Raw genomic sequence first — 18,870 nt, 5'->3', positions numbered from 1 at the left:
ATCTTGTTGCATGATCAAATGGTTTCGCTAAAAACTACACTTGGACAACAAGATGCGCGAAGCCAATATCCTACAACATTCTTTACACCAATACTGCCCAGAACTTCACCTAAAACGATTAAACAGCTTGATGCTGGCCTCTAAGGCACTGATTGAATGTAAGACACTGACCTTGACTGAGTTAGGTCGAAATTTACCAACCACGGCCCGAACCAAGCACAACATCAAGCGCATTGATCGTTTGCTCGGCAACACGCATCTGCATCAAGAACGGTTAGCTGTCTACCAATGGCATGCCAGCCTCATCTGTTCTGGTAACCCTATGCCGATTGTGCTCGTCGATTGGTCAGACATCCGAGAGCATAAACGCATCATGGCTCTGCGCGCCTCAATAGCCTTCAATGGCCGCTCTATTACCCTGTATGAGAAGTCCTATCCCCTATCAGAACAATGCTCTAAGGCCTCCCACAACGGTTTTTTAGCGGACTTAGCCAAGATTTTACCTTTGCATGTTACCCCTCTCATCGTGACTGACGCGGGGTTCAAAGTGCCTTGGTACAAAGAGGTTGAGGCGCATGGTTGGTTTTGGCTAAGCCGTATTCGCGGTACAGTTCAATTTGCAGATATTGGCGCTGAAAATTGGCGTGCAGTTCGCAGTACACATGACTTGGCCAACGGTCAAGCGAAGAGCCTGGGTTGTAAGACCTTGACCAAAACTAACCCTATCAATTGCCATCTCACGCTTTATCGTAGCAAACCTAAGGGGCGTACAAATCAGCGTTCAACGAGGACTAATTGCCACCATCCATCGGCAAAAACGTACTCAACATCGGCGAAAGAGCCTTGGGTGTTAGCCAGCAATTTACCACCAGAATCTCGGAGCCCAAAGCAGCTGGTAAACCTGTACGCCAAACGTATGCAAATAGAGGAAACCTTTCGTGACCTCAAAAGCCCGGCATACGGCTTTGGCTTACGCCAAAGTCGTACCAACAGTCCAGAGCGATTCGACATCATCCTACTGATAGCGTTGATGGTTCAATGCCTGTTGTGGCTAGTTGGTTTACACGCACAGCAACAGGGCTGGGATAAGCATTTTCAGGCCAATACCATTGGGCATCGAACGGTACTCTCAACGATTCGCTTGGGATTGGAGGTGCTCAGGCGGCCTGATTATCAAATCACGGAGAAAGAATTGCTGGCGGCCTGGGTATTATTCGCCAATCAGTTGCTCAAATATGGCTATGCTATGGCTGATTTATGAGGGGATCCTTCAGAATTTAGCGTCAGCGTCATGTCATTATTGGCAGCATCTTTCAAGGTTCCGCCGTTCAAACCAAGCGCACCTACGGTAATACCATCAGAATCAACCAAACCACTCTCAACCGTGTAACTGAAGACAAGCGCAGAGGTTCCAGATCCCGACGAGTAGGTTGCGTATTTGGTTGTGCCACCAATAGTCAATGCAATGCGAGGGGTACCTCCACTAATATTCACGATCACGTTTTCGCTGGTGTTAACCGTGAAACTCAGTGATTGCCCAGTGATATAAGTTGCGCTGAAAGGAACGCTTACACTGGTGACTGTTGGAGGGGTGACATCAGGAACCGTATTAAATACAAAGCTATCAAATACATCAAAATAACCGCCGCCATTTGAAGTAATAACTACCTTGTCAACATTATCAAAGGGATTGTTGTTTAACGTTACAGTAAATGAGCCATTAGCCTGACCAAAGCCAGACCCAGTACTTTGAGTCCCCACAGATGATCCGTCTCTAAAGCCCTCAACCGAGGCAAAACCACCACCAAATGCATTGATGTAAAAACTAACGAAGTCAAATTCATTGCCCGAGGTGGTTTCGACAGTAATTGTTTCAACTCCAGAATACATACCTGCAAATAACCCGGCAGAATTACTCTGACCATCATCCGTATCCTGAAACCAGTTAGCGGCGCTGTAAGTTATTTTAAAGTCACCCTGTGTAAAAACATTTGATCCATGGTCTGCACTCTCAACAAAACCAGAAGCATTGAAATCGACAATGACATTAGAAGGAATTGAAGCCGCATTGACACTCATACTTAGCAACACTACTGCTGCAAAACCCAGTTGAACGATCCACTTAATGCCTGTATTTATATTTACGAATCCACAAGCCGGAGTTTGATATCGCTCATCGGGATGATCTGTTTTGCAGCATGACATATTAAGCCCCTTAATAGCTGTGTACGAAAATTTTTGATTTAGCTAAAGTAGCTAAAACCAGCAATCCAGAAGATTTAACTCCCTCTGGATTACTGAATTAATTTAATAGCAATTATCCAACGTTAATTACGCGACGGATAAATACCCTCTAACGCGATAATAAAATTCATCCCCAGATAGGGATTGCGAATTCCGACAGGCTGTCCTCCACCAACAGGATTGACGGTTACGGTGCCAGCAGGTGTAACGCTACCATGCACTCCACCGAGGCTGCTCTTGGTAGAATCTGGCGCCGTACTGGTAAACAATCCATTAAACGCAACACTGGTAGGCCCCGCCTTAGCTGTCGTAGCAGAGAGGTAGGTAGTCGCGCCTGCTGCCGGAGGAACCATTGCAGTGGCCGTGGTGGTAGCAACATCAACCGTTGCTGTTACGCTACTTGCATTACCAATGAAAGTAGCTGTTGGTGCATGAATGGGTAGCTGATTGGTAGTGAGGTTAACGTTTTCAACACCGGCAACTTGTCCCAAAACAACATTACTTAACCCTGCACCAGTTCCGGTACCCACAGGAGTACGACTTTGCAAGTTAGGCAACCCAAAGGTTGTGGTGCCATTGCCACCATAGGTTGTACCCAGAAGAGAGAAAAGCGCGCTGTTGGTGGAAATGGCCAATAACTGTCCATTGCAAAGCGCCCAGCCACGCGGAGCGAAAGTACCAGCGAACATGCGGATTTCTCCAATAAATGGATCTGACATTGTATTTCTCCTTAAATAACGATTTTGTCTATGTAACGTCTTGCAATGACTTAATTACTCACGACAATTAATCGACAGCGAGTCCTTTTGCTGATGACAACATCATTCACATCACACAATCGAAGGCCTATTGTGAAACATAATGAAAACAATTTAGCTACAACTAAACATATCTGAAAAATCGGCAAACACAATTAAGCAGAAATAATTTTGTGTAAATTATCAGCCGACGTTTAAGGCCACAGCATTGACTCATAGGTTTCGGAACGGCTTTGAAACTGAAATCCATGCCGTAAATAAAGTGATTTAGCTTGAGTATTTTCACTCTCTACTGATAAATGAACAGGCAACTGACGTTGCCTCGCCTCAAACTTGACCGCCTCTAATACCGCTGAACCTAAACCGCGACCTCGCATACTTGGCGCAATAATAAAATCAACAAGATGAACCCTATGCTCATTGGTATCGAGCATCAGTTTGCCGACCGCTTGTTGCTGATAAAACAATATATAGGTAATGGCATGTGGATATTGCTCCCGATAGGAGACTTGTTGCAGCCGATATTGTTGCTCCAACATGTTCTGTACGACATCAAGGGGTAAACCAAGCTCATAGAAGAAGGTTTTAGTTGAATAAAAAAGTTCTGCCATAAATAGGTTATCGCTTGCATTGGCAGGCTTAATACTCAAGCCAGTGAATGGATTTAACTCAGCTAGCATCATGGTTTTTATCTCGAACTAAAGGTTGCAACAGTTGCTCATAAGCATTCAATAACAGTTGCCATGAGAGAGTTTTTGATTCATTTAATGGGGTAGATTGGGCGGGTACCATGGGTACAAACAATTGCCCTTGTCGCTTTACATCAAAGCGCCAGTGGCCTTGCCAATGCTCAATATCTTCTGCGGCTAACGGCCATTCTAAAATGGCCGAAAGTGCACTGGGTTTAAGCGCATTTAATTGTTGATAATCCATTAAGATGCAACGACTTGATTGATAAAGTGCAGCAGTTTGCTGGGCAAAACCATGTAACACGCCCATTCGAAATGCATCTACACTAGGCTCAGCATGTGTGTTTTCACTAAGCGGCAATGTATGGCGAAATACAGCCTTCACCCGCCCCGCCATATGCATCCCAGCCTCTCGTTGATGCGAAGCCAAAATATCTCTGGGATGGCGCATCAGACATAGCACTCGACTATTAGGGTAGAGTTCTAGCAACATGGGCCAACAAGCTAAATCCCACGCATTCCACTTGATCACTAGCTCACGCTCATCAGGCCTCAACCGCCCTTGTAGCCTTAAACATAAATCCACCAGCAGTGGTGTTAAGGCCGAAGGCCAAGCATCATGGTGCATCACATCGCTGCAGAGCATAGATTCGGATAACACTCGGCAAGTTTTGAGTAGAGAAAAACTACTAGAAACGAGTGTTGACCCACAACGAGACCAATGGAAAATCATCAAGTTAGGATTGATAGCGGGCAAACTTTCGCGTTGGGATAATAAGGGTTCGAGCAAGGTTTGAGGCTGGATAAAACTGGCCAGTAAGCCACGACGAGCATCGCTGATATCGTCCTCCAAAAAAGGTTTTGATAACCGCTTAAAAACCGGAACCCAACTGATTGTTTTGGTTTGAGCATGATAACGAGCAGGAAACCACACTTGGCTGAAGCGTGCTAAATCCGGAATGAACCCTTGTTGCTGTAAGGCAATAAATGCCAGCATCTGCTCTAAATTTAGCTCGGGCCAATTGAGGAAGTCGGCCATCAGAACAATAAAATGCTCAACATCCTGCGCTTGATGCAGTAAAAACAATGATTCAGGCTGATGCAGCAATTGCCAATAGTGTTGCTGCTGTTCATGAATATCAATCATTAGCTGGCCATTGGATAGAAGTTAATGTACTGCACCATGCGTGGTAACACGCCTCGATTTGGCGTCGGTCCATGGAGCAAGGCATGGTGCCAAATAATTAAATCCCCTGCGTTTGCGGCAATGGGGTTAATAGGCCACTCTTCCCAACGCTGTTGCTGCAACTCAATATCAGTCTTGTTTTGTTCCTGTAGCCAAGCTTCTATTTTGAGGTGAAAACCGGGAACACAGCAAAATGCCCCTTGCTCGGCAGGGGTATCCGTAAGATAAATCAATCCTTGAGTTCCAAATGGCACGGGTAGTTGCAGTGGCATATCCCAATGCATATTTGGGCCAGGAAACTGCCAAGTGGGCGTTTCAGGGGGATTAAAACTCACTCTATCAGTCGTCATCACTAAATCGGTTCGCTGCCATAATTGTTCAAAGGCTTGACGGATTAGAGGTGCTTGCCGATTGGCATCGAGGATAGGATGACGAAATAACTGCAGCATGATTTTCTGCATCAACTCATGGGACTGATACCAAGTTGATGGATCATTTTCATTCGCGCCAAGCTGTTGCCAAATCACGGCTCGACTGGCCGCGCATTGGGCTTTTGACAACACTTGCGGGATGACTAAATAACCTTCCCGTTGCCAAAAGGCGAGTTGGGCATCGGTAAGCACTTGAGGTAAAGCGTTACCATAAGCTAACTCGGTATTGCCGCTTTCTGGCTCAGCTTGGGATAAGGCACGCAATCGCTGATTAATACCGACAATATCCGCGGTGGTCAGTTTAGTTTGTCTTTGAACGAAGGCGATAAAATCAGTTTGTTTATCAAATTGATAGAGCGCCTTGATCCCAGGTTCTAATCCAATACCGCACAGATCCAGCAGCGCTTTATCTAGGCTCCATTCTCCCTCTGCCACCTCATTGGTTTGTCCACGCTTTTGCAACTGAATTTTTTGCCATAGTCGCTGCAAGTGATAAATGCCCAAACAACTCAAATCCTCACTGCCAACAAGCGCCAATTTATGCTGCTGATATTGGAAGATAAAATCGGGATATGCTCCCAGCTCGTAACGGAAGTCCACTCTGCTAAGAGGTTTAAGCCACAAGGATTTTTTATATTGGGAGAGGGTTAATTGTGATTGGTTTTCAAGTAATTGATGTTCGCCATAAACCCTGATTTTTGTCGTCAGTTTTAGGCTTATGGGTTGGGGTTCATAATCGGGTAACAATAAGCTCCCCACTAGCCCACTTCTGTCATCTTGAGCGAGCAAGCGGGCATGAGCTAAATCGAGACAGAATAAAGGACCCAAATAAATTGGCAGCCGATCTTTTAGCTCGAGCCATGCATCCAACTCAATCGACTCAGGGATTAAACATCCATCCTCTGCTAAAAAATGCTGTAGATGGCTAAAAATCTGTACCTGCGGTTCCTGTTGCAGCAGGTGTTTCATGGTTTCAGAAATTATCAGATCAAAGGTTTGTGTTGATGCTGGCCGCCAAAGCGTAGCGTCAGCACAAATAATCGCATCGACACGATCCGCTACATCGAAATATGCCAGCAGCTTTTCAACACTCTCCAATGACGCTCGATGAATGTCGAGTAAGGTTACTCGCACTTGCTTCGCCGTAAATAGCGGTAATAAGGCTAAGATTAACCAAGCAAAAGGCCCGGTTCCGGCATAGAGTATGTGCACAGGATGGTTCGAGTTAGCTTTAAGTTTGTCCTGTATCGCTTGATAAATTCCTTGAATAAACACTCTGCTACGTTCGGGATCTTCTGCACATTGCGCCGCAGTTGTCGGTGATACCGCCTTGCCAAAAGCCGTAATACTCGCCTCTGTATCGAGAAACAACGCCGGGTGCAGTTCCAACCCAGTCAATTGGCATAACTGCGCCAGCATTGGATCGATAAGCCGCTTTGCCTCCCCCGCTGAATGGGATTGCAACAGCGCCTGAGCAAACAGCTTTAATCTTAGAAACGCCTCGCGCTGCCCTGCATTAGGCTTTGATCTTGGCATCATGGATAAGCTCCTTTAACCACGAGTTGACTTCACAATCGATCACCAAATTAATTCTGGCATCCACGCCTTTATTCGCGACCCAATGGGTTTGGTCAGCATTGATATACCAAAGCTCTCCGGCCCGCATAGGTACACGTTTCTCATCCACATAAAAATAAAGCTGATCATGGGTTTGTAGGGGCAAATGTAATCTAGCCTCACCCTGTTCAAGTGATAATCCTTGATCCCTATGGGGCTTGATTTCAGCACCAGCGTGTAAGCGCATTAAGCGCACCGATTTAACTGGGCAAGCAAGGGATTGAATAAACTGCAGCAGCGCGGGGCTCGATTCCAGTGAAGGCAAATTATCCCAATCTGTCGCGGCACTAATGGAAAAGGCTTGTAAAATGGGGTGCGCGACTCGATATTCCTCGGCGCAGCGTAGAGCCAACACATCCCAACCGCCCTGAGAGCCCGCGTGATAATCACGTTGGTTAATGTGTGGCAACCACTCATGCTGCAACAAAGTCGTGAGTTCTTGCTGTAAACTAGTGATATTCGGAGCTTGGGTGAGTAAGGCGAATGAGCAGATATCCATATCCAAGTGTCTCATTTTTAGACAAAAACGAATTAATCAAGCCTAGCACAAAGTGTCATGCTGGCAAGATAGGCTACTGTAAACCTCACGCTGAGCTGAGTTAACCACACAGGATATCCCATGTTTGACTGGAAGAAGATTGATACTGTACTGCTCGATATGGATGGCACCCTGCTCGATTTGCACTTTGATAACCATTTTTGGCTGAGTCTGGTGCCACAGGAGCTGAGCAAGCAGCGGGGATTAAGCCAGAGCCAGGCACAACAACTGGTGGAAGAAGCCTACGGCAGAGTCGCAGGCACGTTAGATTGGTATTGCCTCGATTATTGGCAGTCCGAGCTGCAGCTCGACATTATGGGGCTTCACCGCGACTTAGTTGACCGTATTCAACTGCGCCAAGACAGTATGCCTTTTCTCGATGCCCTCGCCGCCGCGGGCAAAAAACGCATCTTAGTCACCAATGCCCACCCTAAGAGTCTTGCTCTTAAGCTGGAGCATACTGAACTGGGGAGTGGTTTAGATGCGATGATCTCAAGCCATGAAACGGGTTATCCCAAGGAACACCCACAATTTTGGCAAACGCTATTCGAAAAATTCGCCCTAGTGCCTGAGCGCTGCCTGTTTATCGATGATAGTGAACCTATTTTAAATGCAGCGCGCTTAGCGGGCGTGGGGCATCAGCTCGGGATCAGCAATCCCGATAGCCAGAAACCTGCCAAAACCTTCAATGATTTTCCGGCCATTAGCGACTATCGTTTATTGCTTAACGATCTCGCGAGTTAACCCCTCGAAATAGAAAAGGCACCCAAGGTGCCTTTATCAAATCATGCATTAGGTTACATTACTGGCTAGATTAAAGCCCAGGAATACGCCCCTGATAAACAATAGGGAAGTAACCGTCATCTCCACGCTTGCCGAGGATATTAAGAGATTTACGCATATCTTCCGGCTGTTCGTTGGTCTCTTTGATCTTAGCGGCAACCTTGACCATATTCCCCTCGTCTAACTGTAAGGTACCGATAATTCCCAACTGGTTTTTACTCTCATCGGTAGCAAGCTGGGCTTTCCCCTCAACACAGCTAAGGCCCAACTCGATATTACCCAGTGGATAATCGCCGAATTGATTCTTCACATTGGTTTGGTTTAAGAATAATTTACCCGATAACTGCTCGCACCAAGGTTTACCTTGTTCTAGGGTTTCAACCAGCAGGCTGACTTCACCATTAATTTCGGTTCTAAAGGGCAGCTTAGTATTACCAATTAAGAAGCTATCGGGCGCTTCAAAGCGTAATCCCTGCGCACTAATGCCAGCCATTGACCAAGTGATTAACCCTTTAGCACTTACGGGTGTTGCTCGGCTACCTACTTGAAAATCCAGCTTCACTTTGCCTAAAAACAAAGACCAAGGGCTGAGTTCCCAACGCACTTGCTCCAATTGGCGCTGCTGAATATTCAAAGTTTCAATGCTACCCGCCCAAATACTGCCACTCACTCCAGAAATTCCCACATTCGCTGGGAGTGGTGCGAGGCGCACGGCCACACTGGCAGGAAACAACGCCACTAAAAACACGATATAAATTAGTACACCAATAATAATCTTTTTTATCAGACTCACAGCTACACCTTAACCTATTGCGCTAGTTGGATCCGTCTTACTTTGACATAGCCAGGCGCGTCAGCCTCCGCCAAATCAACACTCTCAAGGGATAAGCCCTTTTGCTGCACTAAATCATTCAAATAACTGAGTAAGGCATCGAATGGCACATCATCCATCCACACTTGGATTTTATCGCCCTGGGGCTGCATGCGAGTAATCACTAAGCCATAACTACCCGCTGTTTGGTTGACGACTGAACTTAAACTGCCGCTCATCGTCGGCTTAGCGCCGCTTTGTTTTAAGCCAGCGATTTTATTCGCCGTCTGCTTTACATAGGTCAAGGTTTGCTGCTGAGCCGTTAAGTTGCGCAGTGCATTGGCCTCAGCATTGGCGATTGGCGTCCAAATCCCCCAGTAAAATAGACCGATCACTAAAAATACGGCGCCAAAACCTACGATCTGCTGCTCGCGCGACGCAAGCCCTTGCCACCAAGTCCGCAAATTATCCATCTTATTTGCTCCTCAAGGTTAAGGTGCTGGTGACCTGATCTTCACCGCTATTCATAGTGCCACCATCCATTTGGAAACGACGGCCGACAATCTCTTTAAACTTCTCAATTTGCGCGTAATTTTTAGCAGTGACCTGCATGCGGATTTCATTACGGGCACTTTCAAATCTCAAGCTATTGGGTTTTAGCTCAGGTACTTGTTTAAAGGCGTCTTGTAACCCCGCCAGCATAGCAAAAAACTCTGCACCACTGCCTTGGCCTTGGAGTGCGCGCAGTTGGCTCTCCATCTGCGAGCGTAAATTCACGATGCGTGAATTGCCTGGTATCACTTGTTGATAAATGGCTTCACTTTGCGCCTTCAAATCGGCGATTTGGCCATTTACCTGATGAATGGTTAAGCCTTTATTTACCAGAGACAACACAATAGCAATGGCTAGTACAATTGCCGCATTTTTCCATTGCAACAGATGCTTACTGTATTCGCGCTTAGGCGTATAGACACCCGTCAGTAAGTTAATCGGCGCATGTAAAATGCCGCGCGCCAGCACCAACATAGGTAAGTCGAGTGGCTGTGGCTTAAGCTCGACACCGTCCAACTCCATCTCGGTGTAACTGGCGACCGACACCTCGTCTGTCTGAGCCGTCAGTTGCTTCATAGCTACTGGCAGCCAAGGTAAAGGCAGGCTATGGCCGGTTCCTAATCCTGTACGCAGTAATAACTCGTTACCGAAACGCATGGCCGCCCATTGGCATTCCTGTAATGGCAAGGCGAGGCAATCGGGCACGATACGCTTCACTTTTAAACCCGCTTCAGCCAAGCAGCTAAGCCAAGTTTGCATTTGCTCATGGGCAACGGCTACCACGCTGAGGGCATCGCCATTGCGTGGGCCAACGGTAAAGTGCATCGCATCCACATCATCGGCGATGGTTTCTTCCAGCATAAAAGGCAGGGCTTTTAAGGCTTGGCGTTGGCCTTTTTCGGGCAGATTCACGCTGGTGAGCGTCATGGCGGAGGCTGGCACCAATACATCGATAGGCCGATTTCCCGCGCGCTCGGTTAAGGTTGATAAACCTTGGGCGTTGGCAAGTTCACCAGAGGCGATAATTTCTTGTTCTTGTTCGGACCAAACCAGCCAAGAGCATGCCTGCTCTGCGGTTCTGCCTAAGCGAATAAATAGCCGTTCACTCACAGTTTTTCTCCACCAGCTTCCATCTTAAAAGATTGAGCTTGTTTGCTATTATTTTTGTCCACCAAACTGACGGGTGAGCACATCCATTTTGTTACCGCTGCTCTTTTTGAGCACGCTCTCCATTCTAAAAATGGCGTTATCGACCTTAGCGCCCGAGGCGAGGAGGAAGTACTGACTGTCCACCACAAAACTGGACTTCATCGCATCTTCCCACTTAATCGACCCCATTGAGGAGGATTCATAAAAATCATCGATCTTGGCAAAACCATCGCCAGGGCGTTGGTTGATAATGCTTTCGGCCTCACCGACGGAAATCTGATTATCGAGCATGGCCGCCAGCAGCGCTGCTTGTTCGACATCAATGGTATTCACATTCAACAATTGCCTGTCATTCCCCGGGATAACACAAATATAAGGCAATAATTTCAAATAAATATCCTGTGTGTATCCCATCACTGCCCGCAGCTCACTCCGATGATTCATCAGAGTGTTGGCGGCACGGTATGGCACATGGCGAGCTTCATACTCGGCATCTTCAGCGCCATAGGGGCTGGTGATCGTGTCTTCGTCGATATAATCCTTTAGGGTTTGAGTGAGATGATCAGCGGTAAAATCATCCATACCTAAACTCACTAATAACGCCTTGTATTGCTTAGCCGCCAAGGGCAATTTAGGTTGACCGTTTTCCACATCTTTTGTGGTGACAGACAAGGCATTTAAGTTAAAACACGAACGCATATCGGTGATCTTGCCTGCAATCTCGCCATATTCTGCCGGAAATACCACATCGCTCATGGCCCAATATTGTTGCTTATGGACACGCCCCTCTGAATCGTCTAAGTCCTGCTTGAGGATCTTCTTCGCCAGCTCTTCGGCGGAAATCGCATACCAATAGGCCTGATCGTACTGAGCTAAGTTTAAGGTGCGGCGCATCGACAACTGATTACGACTGGTAATATTGGTGGCAATAATCACCACCATGGCCACGATCAGTAATACGACGATCAGCGCGACACCACGCTGTTTAGTAGGAGTTCGCCTTATCATGCGCCATCCTCATTTTCTGGCTCACCGGTGCCGGGATCTTCTTCCCCGTTACCGGAACCATCGCCGTTATTATCTTTGTCACCGTTGTCTTCTTTATTGTCTTCGGTGTTTTCGTCTTTGTTGTCTTCATCACTAGACTTTTCTGGCGCCGCCGCGCCCAGAGGCAGCATAAACTTACGCTGAATCTTACCTAGACCTTCAATCTCAATTTCGATTGCAATGGCTTTGGGTAACTTAGTCGCCTCAACCTTGCGCTCCCACTTATCCTCCATAAAGAAGGAATACTCGACCGAAAGCACCTTATCGATAATCACCGTCTTGATTGGCTCGGCGCCAAATTCCGGCTCAGGGTAAGGAAAATACCAGCGTTCTAATTTTCCTTCTCGTACAACATAGGCGACTGACTGCAAACTGCCACGGGGCAATAAGCCGTCTGGATTGAGCCAGCCCAAGCGGTAAAAGACTAAAGCCTCGGACTCCGAATCTAAAAGGTCATTCCCCGTCTGAAATACCGTTGTTCCGCGGCCACCTTCGAGGAGTCTAGGTGTGCGGGCAACCATCTGTCCCAAGTCGCGCTCAATCGCCCCAAAGCCCTGTTGCAACGCTTTTAAACGGGTTGAGAAATTCTTTGTCACTTCATCATTGGTCAGAACTGTGCTGAGTACCGCATTGGCCGCTAAGCCCAACATGGCAAAAATCGCAATCGCGATCAGCATTTCCAGCAGGGTAAACCCCCGATGAGCATTAGTTTGTTTTAAGGACATAACTGCTCACTTGTGCTGCAATACGCTGATAACGCTCATCTTCACTGACACTAATACGGATCATGCGAAAATTATCATCGGTGGTTTTCACCACTTCTTTTCGCCAGTACCAATCCTTACCCGCCAGTTCTACTTGGCCCTCTTTTTTACCGATTTCCGGAAATTGAGGCTCGAGTCTGGCATCGACCATTTGATTGTCGGCAACCCACTGAGCAAGGGTGCGCGACTCCAAAATCGGCATATTCGCCATTTGCTCACCCAAGCTTTTGGTGATTGAAACGGCGGCAATCGCAAACACCGCCAAGGCGACGATCACTTCGAGTAACGTCATGCCCTTAGCGTATTTCATCGGGGCGCCCTAGGGTTAAACGGCCAAGGGCATCGCCCACCACCAATACGTCGAGGGGGCCTTTATCTGTCTTGGTAATAAAACTCAACTCAAAGGCGCTCATTTCGCCGCTGGGAAATAGCAAAATCTGTGGTTCAGGGTGCTTTTTCTTATCTTCCGCAGAGGGCTCGATTAAAGGTTCTTTAAACCAAGAGTCATCTTGTTCGTCCTCTTGTGCGAGCGGTAAACCATCGAGCACCAAATTAATCACCACACCAGGTTCCATTTGTTTTTCAGACAGAATTCTGTCCTTTTCCAATGGATTCCATTTACCATCTTTATAAAAAACAAACTGATAACTGGTTTTTTCCACCACAATACCGATAAATTGGCCGCTTAATACGGTTTCATCCAGCACTAACTCTGTAGCGGCTATAAATTGCTGCGCGGTTTTTTCCAGCGCCTGTTGTGGCCCCGAATTGCCAATAGACATGGTCACCGCCGCGGCGGTGAGTCCCATTAGCAAAATCACCAGCATCACCTCCATCAAGGTGAAGCCAGCGTGGCGCAGCGTTAACATCTTATTGGAAATTCTGTAAGTTCCAGTTACCGATATCATCTTCGGTACCTGGTTGACCGTCTGGGCCTGCACTAAAGATATCTAACTTGCTGTTTTCGCCAGGGCTTAACAGTAAGTAGTTATTACGCCATGGGTCCTGTGGTAAACGCTTTACATAACCTTCTTCGCGGTAGTTACGAGGCTCAGGTGAAATCGTTGGTTTTTGCACTAAGGCTTCTAAACCTTGCTCAGTCGTTGGATAAACACCGTTATCTAACTTGTACATATCTAAAGCGTTTTCGAGCGCGACTATGTCAGATACCGCTTTTTGTTGGTCGGCTTTATCTTTGTTGCCCATCAGATTTGGCACCACCATAGACGCCAAAATACCGAGGATAACGATTACCACCATCACTTCAAGTAAGGTAAAACCCTTGTGCTTTTTATTCATTTGCATCGATTACATCTCCTAAAAAACCTGTGCCATTCTCAGCACTATGACTGAAAGGCAATATTCCATAATGTCAAAAACTAGCCACTAATCAAATTGTTCAGCGCCAATATCGGTTGCAGAATGGCCATCACGATAAAGAGTACAACCCCCGCCATACTCACCACTAACATGGGTTCGAATACGCCGAGGGCGAGCGTCACATTACTCTCAAACTCGCGATCTTGGTTATCCGCAGCACGCTCAAGCATATCTTCGAGCAGACCACTCTTCTCCCCCGAGGCGATCATATATAGCATCATCGCCGGGAATAGCTTAGTGTTAGTCAACGCGGTACTGAGGCTAGTTCCTTCCCGTACGCGCGCCGTTGCATCATCCACCGCCGCCCGTACCCGCATATTTTGCAATACCTCGCTGGCAATGCGCATCCCGTCCAACAAAGGCACCGAACTGGCGGATAAAATACTCAAGGTACGCGCAAAACGCGCAGTATTAAGCCCTTTACTCACTCGGCCAATCACCGGCATTTTCAGCAAAAATGTATGGTATTTCATCTTGAAAATCGGTGATTTGAGTAGACGCTGGAACACTACCAACAGAATACCAATCGCTAAAACAACAAACAGACCATAGTGTTGGACAAAATCCGAGGCAGCAATTAAGAAACGGGTCGTCGCCGGTAACTCGGCGCCCATATGCTCAAACTGACCAACGACCTTTGGTACCACAGCCGCAAGTAACACTGAGACCACCCCAATGGCGACAATCGTCAGCATGATGGGATAAATCATCGCCTGTTGCAGTTTAGATTTAAGCTGCTGGCGACGTTCGGTGTAATCGGCTAAGCGATTTAGCACCACTTCCAAGTGGCCTGATTTTTCCCCCGAGGCCACCATAGCGCGGTATAAGTCATCGAAAATATGCGGAAATTCAGCCAAGGAATCGGCCAGACTATAACCCTCAACGACCCGGGAGCGCACCGCCATGATCATACTGGCAAGTCGCGCCTTCTCACATTGCTGGCCTACCGCCTTAAGACATTCCTCGATCGGTAAGCCCGCCGCCACCAGTGTCGCGATTTGACGGGTGATCAGCGCTAATTCCGCCACTGAAATCCCGCGCTTAAAGGGCGAAAATCCCGCACCTTTCGCCTTGGCTTCTTTTTCAGTGACCGGCAGAATATCCAGCGGCATCAAGCGTTGATCGCGCAATTGGCTACGTGCGTGTCTGGCGGTATCCGCTTCGATCACGCCCTTAAGCTGCTTCCCCTTGGCGTCCAGCGCCTTATATTCAAATGCAGGCATAGCTTACTCCTCGCGGGTCACCCTTAGGACTTCTTCCAGAGTGGTGATACCTGAGAGCACCTTGCTCATGCCATCGTGGCGAATGCTTGGTACCGACTGGCGGATATATTTCTCAATCGCCAGTTCGCCACGTCCACCGTGAATAAGCTCGCGCACATTATCGTCGACCAACAATAGTTCGTGAATGCCCGTACGACCACGGTAGCCACTGTTACCACAGGCCTTACAGCCGTTAGCACGATAAATATGGCGTGGATCATCGGCAGTAATACCCAACAGCTCACGTTCACGCTCATCGGGCACATGCTCTGTCTTACATTTTGGACAGAGGGTACGGATCAAGCGCTGAGCCAATACCCCGAGCAAACTTGATGAGACTAAGAAAGGCTCTACGCCCATATCCTGCAAACGGGTAATCGCGCCCGAAGCGGTGTTGGTGTGGAGAGTCGAAATCACTAAGTGACCCGTCAAGGATGCCTGCACCGCAATTTGGGCGGTTTCAAGGTCACGGATTTCCCCGATCATCACTACATCGGGGTCTTGACGCAGAATCGCCCGTAGACCACGGGCAAAGGTCATGTCCGCCTTAGTGTTAACTTGAGTTTGGCCTATGCCTTCTAATTCGTATTCGATGGGGTCTTCAACGGTTAAGATATTGGTATCTTTAGAGTTAATCTCAGTAAGTCCAGCATACAGCGTGGTACTCTTACCCGAACCCGTAGGACCCGTTACCAAGATAATGCCGTGGGGACGACGAATAAGCTCATCGAACTTGGCTCGGATGCTGTCCGTCATACCCAGCTGTTTTAAATCCAGATTACCAGCGTTCTTATCCAGCAAACGCAGCACCACACGCTCACCGTGGCTCGATGGCATGGTCGATACCCGCACGTCCACCGCGCGGCCCGCAATCCGCAGCGAAATACGGCCATCTTGTGGTACACGTTTCTCGGCGATATCGAGGCGCGCCATAACCTTAATCCGCGACACCAATAAAGATGACAGTTTACGGTTTGGCTTGAGCACTTCTTTGAGTACACCGTCGATACGGAAACGCACGACCAATTGCTTCTCGTAGGTTTCGATATGGATATCCGAGGCTTCTTCTTTAATCGCTTCTGATAACAGGGCGTTAATGAGCTTAATGATCGGCGCATCATCATCGCCTTCGAGCAAATCTTCGGTTTGTGGCAACTCTTCTGCAAGAGTAAATAAATCCATTTCGTTACCAATGTCTTCCATCAGCTGCTGCGCTTCGGAGGAATTGGCTTGATAGGCCTGAGTCAGTTTGACCTCAAACTTACTCGGCTCGAGCTGTACCAAAGGTAAATCCACGCCCGAGTAGCGACGCGCTTCAAGCATCGCCGCTAACGGGGTTTTGGCGGTATAAAACAGGTTCAAGGCGCCATCATCGCCATAGGCTAAAATCACCTCATGGCGGTGGGCAAAGGCAAAGGGTAAACGCTCTTTGCTGCTGGAGCGAAATACCTCATCACCTTCGGCTTCAATACCTAGTTCATTGGAAACTAAGCTTAAATCCTCGACTTGGGATACTTGTATTTCACTCATTGTGTTTTATCTTTGTTTTTGTTTTCATCCAGCGACTTGAGAGTCGGGTCAGTTTTACGCATCTGAGTCTCTAGCCCTTTGCCTTCTTTATAACGATCTAAAATATCGTTCACTTCTGGCGGCACATACTCAGACTGGTTCCACTCATCTAATACCGGCACTTTAGTCTCAGGCATTAGATTGACACCACGCTCCTGCTGTTCAAGCTGCAATGCTCTGAAATAGTTGTATTTACGACCTGCGATACCTTCCATCGTCACACCATCACGGATAATGGTGGGTTTGATAAAGATCATCAGGTTCTTCTTGGTCTTCTTACTGGAAGAAGATTTGAATAGATGGCCAAGTACTGGAATATCGCCGAGGAATGGCACTTTCTGCACGCTTTCTTGCACTTCTTCGTTAATCAAACCACCGAGTACCACGATTTGGCCTGAATCAGCCATAACAGTAGTGGTTAAACGGCGAGTCGCGAAGGAAATATCCACACCCGTGTTACCGTTTACGCCGGAGACTTCTTGCTCAATCGCAAGCTTAACCGCGTTACCTTCGTTGATCTGAGGCACCACTTTTAACTTCACCCCAACCTCTTTACGTTCAACGGTTTGGAATGGGTTGCTGTTGTTTGAGCTGGCGGTAGAACCAGTCAGAATAGGCACTTCATCACCGACGATGAAAGATGCTTCTTGGTTATCTAAGGTAGTAATAGAAGGTGTTGCCAGTACGTTTGAGTTAGTGTCACTCGATACGGCTTGTACTAGGGCACCAAAGTCACCCATGGCAACGCCCCATGCCATGCCATTCACTTTACCTAAGGCTTGAGCAAGTAAGGTAACATCGCCCTTTGTATCTGGGTTTTTACCAATCACGTCACCTGTGTTTGGATTGGTAATATAGGTTCCTTCTTTATCCTGCGCCTGCCATACACCCGCGCCAATCTCACCTATGGTTGGGCCTAAGTTATTGAACTGAGTGCCACCATCCGCTTTCGCGGCCCATTGCACCCCAAAGCCGACGTTATCGCCTTCGGCAACTTCCACGATAATGGCTTCGACTAATACTTGGGCGCGGCGAATATCGAGTTGGTTGATCACGCTTTCAATAGTGCGCATTTGATCTGGCTCAGCGCTGATCACTAATGCGTTAGTATCAGTGTGGGCCATAATATTGATTTCATTACGACGTTTGCCACCACCCGCTGCCTGAGCGCTAGGATCTTTTTCACCTTCCAACTTTTGGGCAAAACCAGTTAGCACTTCAACTAAGTCTTCGGCCTTGGCATACCGTAAATAACGTACTTTCGTATTGCCCGTGCTGGCTTGCTCGGCATCGAGACGGTGGATCAGCTCCACCACCCGTTGACGACTCTTTTCATCACCACTAACCACTACGGCGTTAATCCGCTCGTCGGCCACCACTTTGGGTGCTTGTCCGGGAAGCTGCGCTTGGTTAGCTGTCGCGCGGTACAGGGTATCGATAATTCGCACCATTTCGCCAGCAGAAGCATATTCAAGTGGCACGACTTGAACAGAGGTATCACCCTGTTTATCTACACGGCGAATGATTTCAACTAACTTATTAACCACCGCAGCGCGGCCAGAGAGCATCAGCACGTTTGATGGATCGTAGTTCACTACGTTACCACCACCAGCGTTATCGTTTAACTGACGTAATAATGGTGCTAATTGCTTGGCTTCGGTGTTATACAACGCCACGATGCGGGTAACCATTTCATCGCCTAGGCCAGGATCGTTGTCATTAGCAACACGAATCGCCGCGGTTTTCGCATCTTTGTCTTTGATCACTTTGATAACGTTATTTTCCATCTCGACGATGGCATAACCGTATACTTGCAGCACGTTGAGGAAGAACTGGTAATACTGCTCGTCATTGAGCAGATCATAGCTGCGAACGTTGATCTTGCCGCGAATCGTCGGGTCAACAATGATGGTTTTGTTCAAGTTTTTACCAACAATATTGATAAACTCTTGAATATCAGTGCCTTTAAAGTTGGCCGCATATTGTTCAGACCAAACAAATTGCGAGGTCAGCATAGTGGCGCCCGCCACAACTCCAGCAATCAGTTTGCGTCGAATCCGTTTGTTATTCATTATTTTACTTTCCCCTAA

19 protein-coding genes are annotated in these 18,870 nt (G+C 47.6%); 2 read left to right on the top strand and 17 right to left on the bottom strand.

All coding sequences use genetic code 11. The features are described from left to right. The first annotated feature begins 52 nt into the window (after positions 1–52). A complete protein-coding gene (locus CEQ32_RS17095) occupies positions 53–1,261 on the top strand; it encodes an IS4-like element IS10A family transposase (RefSeq protein WP_001206290.1) in 1,209 nt (402 codons plus the stop codon). Here the strand turns inward: CEQ32_RS17095 and CEQ32_RS17090 are convergent. The 6 genes from CEQ32_RS17090 to CEQ32_RS17065 all read right to left on the bottom strand — a co-directional run bounded on the left by CEQ32_RS17090 (position 1,240) and on the right by CEQ32_RS17065 (position 7,424). Beyond that, on the bottom strand, positions 1,240–2,205 hold the full coding sequence (locus tag CEQ32_RS17090) for a hypothetical protein (protein WP_088586502.1): 966 nt from the start codon (positions 2,203–2,205) through the stop codon (positions 1,240–1,242). The genes CEQ32_RS17095 and CEQ32_RS17090 overlap by 22 nt on opposite strands. 122 nt (positions 2,206–2,327) lie before the next feature. Further along, positions 2,328–2,963: a phage tail protein gene (locus tag CEQ32_RS17085; RefSeq protein ID WP_037427516.1), complete on the bottom strand. Its 636-nt coding sequence runs from the start codon at positions 2,961–2,963 to the stop codon at positions 2,328–2,330. A gap of 233 nt (positions 2,964–3,196) precedes the next feature. Continuing rightward, positions 3,197–3,652, bottom strand: a complete 456-nt coding sequence (locus CEQ32_RS17080) for a GNAT family N-acetyltransferase (protein WP_226871840.1) — start codon at positions 3,650–3,652, stop codon at positions 3,197–3,199. Between the two features lie 19 nt (positions 3,653–3,671). Beyond that, on the bottom strand, positions 3,672–4,838 hold the full coding sequence (locus tag CEQ32_RS17075; RefSeq protein WP_088586500.1) for a hypothetical protein: 1,167 nt from the start codon (positions 4,836–4,838) through the stop codon (positions 3,672–3,674). Beyond that, positions 4,838–6,847 carry a phytanoyl-CoA dioxygenase family protein gene (locus tag CEQ32_RS17070; RefSeq protein ID WP_088586499.1) on the bottom strand — a complete coding sequence of 670 codons (2,010 nt, stop codon included), beginning with the start codon at positions 6,845–6,847 and terminating at the stop codon, positions 4,838–4,840. The genes CEQ32_RS17075 and CEQ32_RS17070 overlap by 1 nt, the downstream gene beginning before the upstream one ends. Next, entirely contained in the window at positions 6,825–7,424 is a 600-nt protein-coding gene (locus CEQ32_RS17065; RefSeq protein ID WP_047535785.1) for an aspartyl/asparaginyl beta-hydroxylase domain-containing protein, read from the bottom strand. The genes CEQ32_RS17070 and CEQ32_RS17065 overlap by 23 nt, the downstream gene beginning before the upstream one ends. Positions 7,425–7,544: 120 nt before the next feature. Here CEQ32_RS17065 and yrfG point away from each other — a divergent pair, with 120 nt between their 5' ends. Next, positions 7,545–8,207 carry a GMP/IMP nucleotidase gene (gene yrfG / locus CEQ32_RS17060; RefSeq protein WP_037427521.1) on the top strand — a complete coding sequence of 221 codons (663 nt, stop codon included), beginning with the start codon at positions 7,545–7,547 and terminating at the stop codon, positions 8,205–8,207. Positions 8,208–8,277: 70 nt separating this feature from the next. On the opposite strand, the gene CEQ32_RS17055 is transcribed toward yrfG, so the two are convergent. From CEQ32_RS17055 to gspD, 11 genes are all read right to left on the bottom strand, one after another. Continuing rightward, a complete protein-coding gene (locus tag CEQ32_RS17055) occupies positions 8,278–9,039 on the bottom strand; it encodes a type II secretion system protein N (protein ID WP_037427523.1) in 762 nt (253 codons plus the stop codon). A 14-nt stretch (positions 9,040–9,053) separates the two neighbouring features. Next, on the bottom strand, positions 9,054–9,530 hold the full coding sequence (locus tag CEQ32_RS17050) for a type II secretion system protein M (protein ID WP_037416438.1): 477 nt from the start codon (positions 9,528–9,530) through the stop codon (positions 9,054–9,056). A gap of 1 nt (position 9,531) precedes the next feature. After that, positions 9,532–10,719 carry a type II secretion system protein GspL gene (gspL, locus tag CEQ32_RS17045; RefSeq protein ID WP_088586496.1) on the bottom strand — a complete coding sequence of 396 codons (1,188 nt, stop codon included), beginning with the start codon at positions 10,717–10,719 and terminating at the stop codon, positions 9,532–9,534. A 48-nt stretch (positions 10,720–10,767) separates the two neighbouring features. Next, positions 10,768–11,766, bottom strand: a complete 999-nt coding sequence (gene gspK / locus CEQ32_RS17040; RefSeq protein WP_088586495.1) for a type II secretion system minor pseudopilin GspK — start codon at positions 11,764–11,766, stop codon at positions 10,768–10,770. Then, a complete protein-coding gene (gene gspJ, locus CEQ32_RS17035) occupies positions 11,763–12,530 on the bottom strand; it encodes a type II secretion system minor pseudopilin GspJ (RefSeq protein ID WP_037416432.1) in 768 nt (255 codons plus the stop codon). Before gspJ ends, gspK begins: the two co-directional genes overlap by 4 nt. Then, positions 12,511–12,879 (bottom strand): type II secretion system minor pseudopilin GspI, encoded by a 369-nt coding sequence (gene gspI / locus CEQ32_RS17030; RefSeq protein WP_037416429.1) that lies wholly within the window; start codon positions 12,877–12,879, stop codon positions 12,511–12,513. The genes gspJ and gspI overlap by 20 nt, the downstream gene beginning before the upstream one ends. Then, positions 12,866–13,438 carry a type II secretion system minor pseudopilin GspH gene (gene gspH, locus CEQ32_RS17025; protein ID WP_081990910.1) on the bottom strand — a complete coding sequence of 191 codons (573 nt, stop codon included), beginning with the start codon at positions 13,436–13,438 and terminating at the stop codon, positions 12,866–12,868. The genes gspI and gspH overlap by 14 nt, the downstream gene beginning before the upstream one ends. A gap of 1 nt (position 13,439) precedes the next feature. Further along, positions 13,440–13,874 carry a type II secretion system major pseudopilin GspG gene (gspG, locus tag CEQ32_RS17020; protein ID WP_011715426.1) on the bottom strand — a complete coding sequence of 145 codons (435 nt, stop codon included), beginning with the start codon at positions 13,872–13,874 and terminating at the stop codon, positions 13,440–13,442. 74 nt (positions 13,875–13,948) lie between these two features. Beyond that, on the bottom strand, positions 13,949–15,172 hold the full coding sequence (gene gspF, locus CEQ32_RS17015) for a type II secretion system inner membrane protein GspF (RefSeq protein ID WP_088586494.1): 1,224 nt from the start codon (positions 15,170–15,172) through the stop codon (positions 13,949–13,951). A gap of 3 nt (positions 15,173–15,175) precedes the next feature. Continuing rightward, positions 15,176–16,741, bottom strand: a complete 1,566-nt coding sequence (gene gspE / locus CEQ32_RS17010; protein WP_055647590.1) for a type II secretion system ATPase GspE — start codon at positions 16,739–16,741, stop codon at positions 15,176–15,178. Continuing rightward, entirely contained in the window at positions 16,738–18,852 is a 2,115-nt protein-coding gene (gspD, locus tag CEQ32_RS17005) for a type II secretion system secretin GspD (protein WP_055647591.1), read from the bottom strand. Before gspD ends, gspE begins: the two co-directional genes overlap by 4 nt. Positions 18,853–18,870: the final 18 nt, after the last annotated feature.

The sequence above is a fragment of the Shewanella sp. FDAARGOS_354 genome (genome assembly GCF_002209245.2).
GTDB lineage: Bacteria > Pseudomonadota > Gammaproteobacteria > Enterobacterales > Shewanellaceae > Shewanella > Shewanella xiamenensis.
This window is presented reverse-complemented; position numbering and strand designations above follow the sequence as displayed.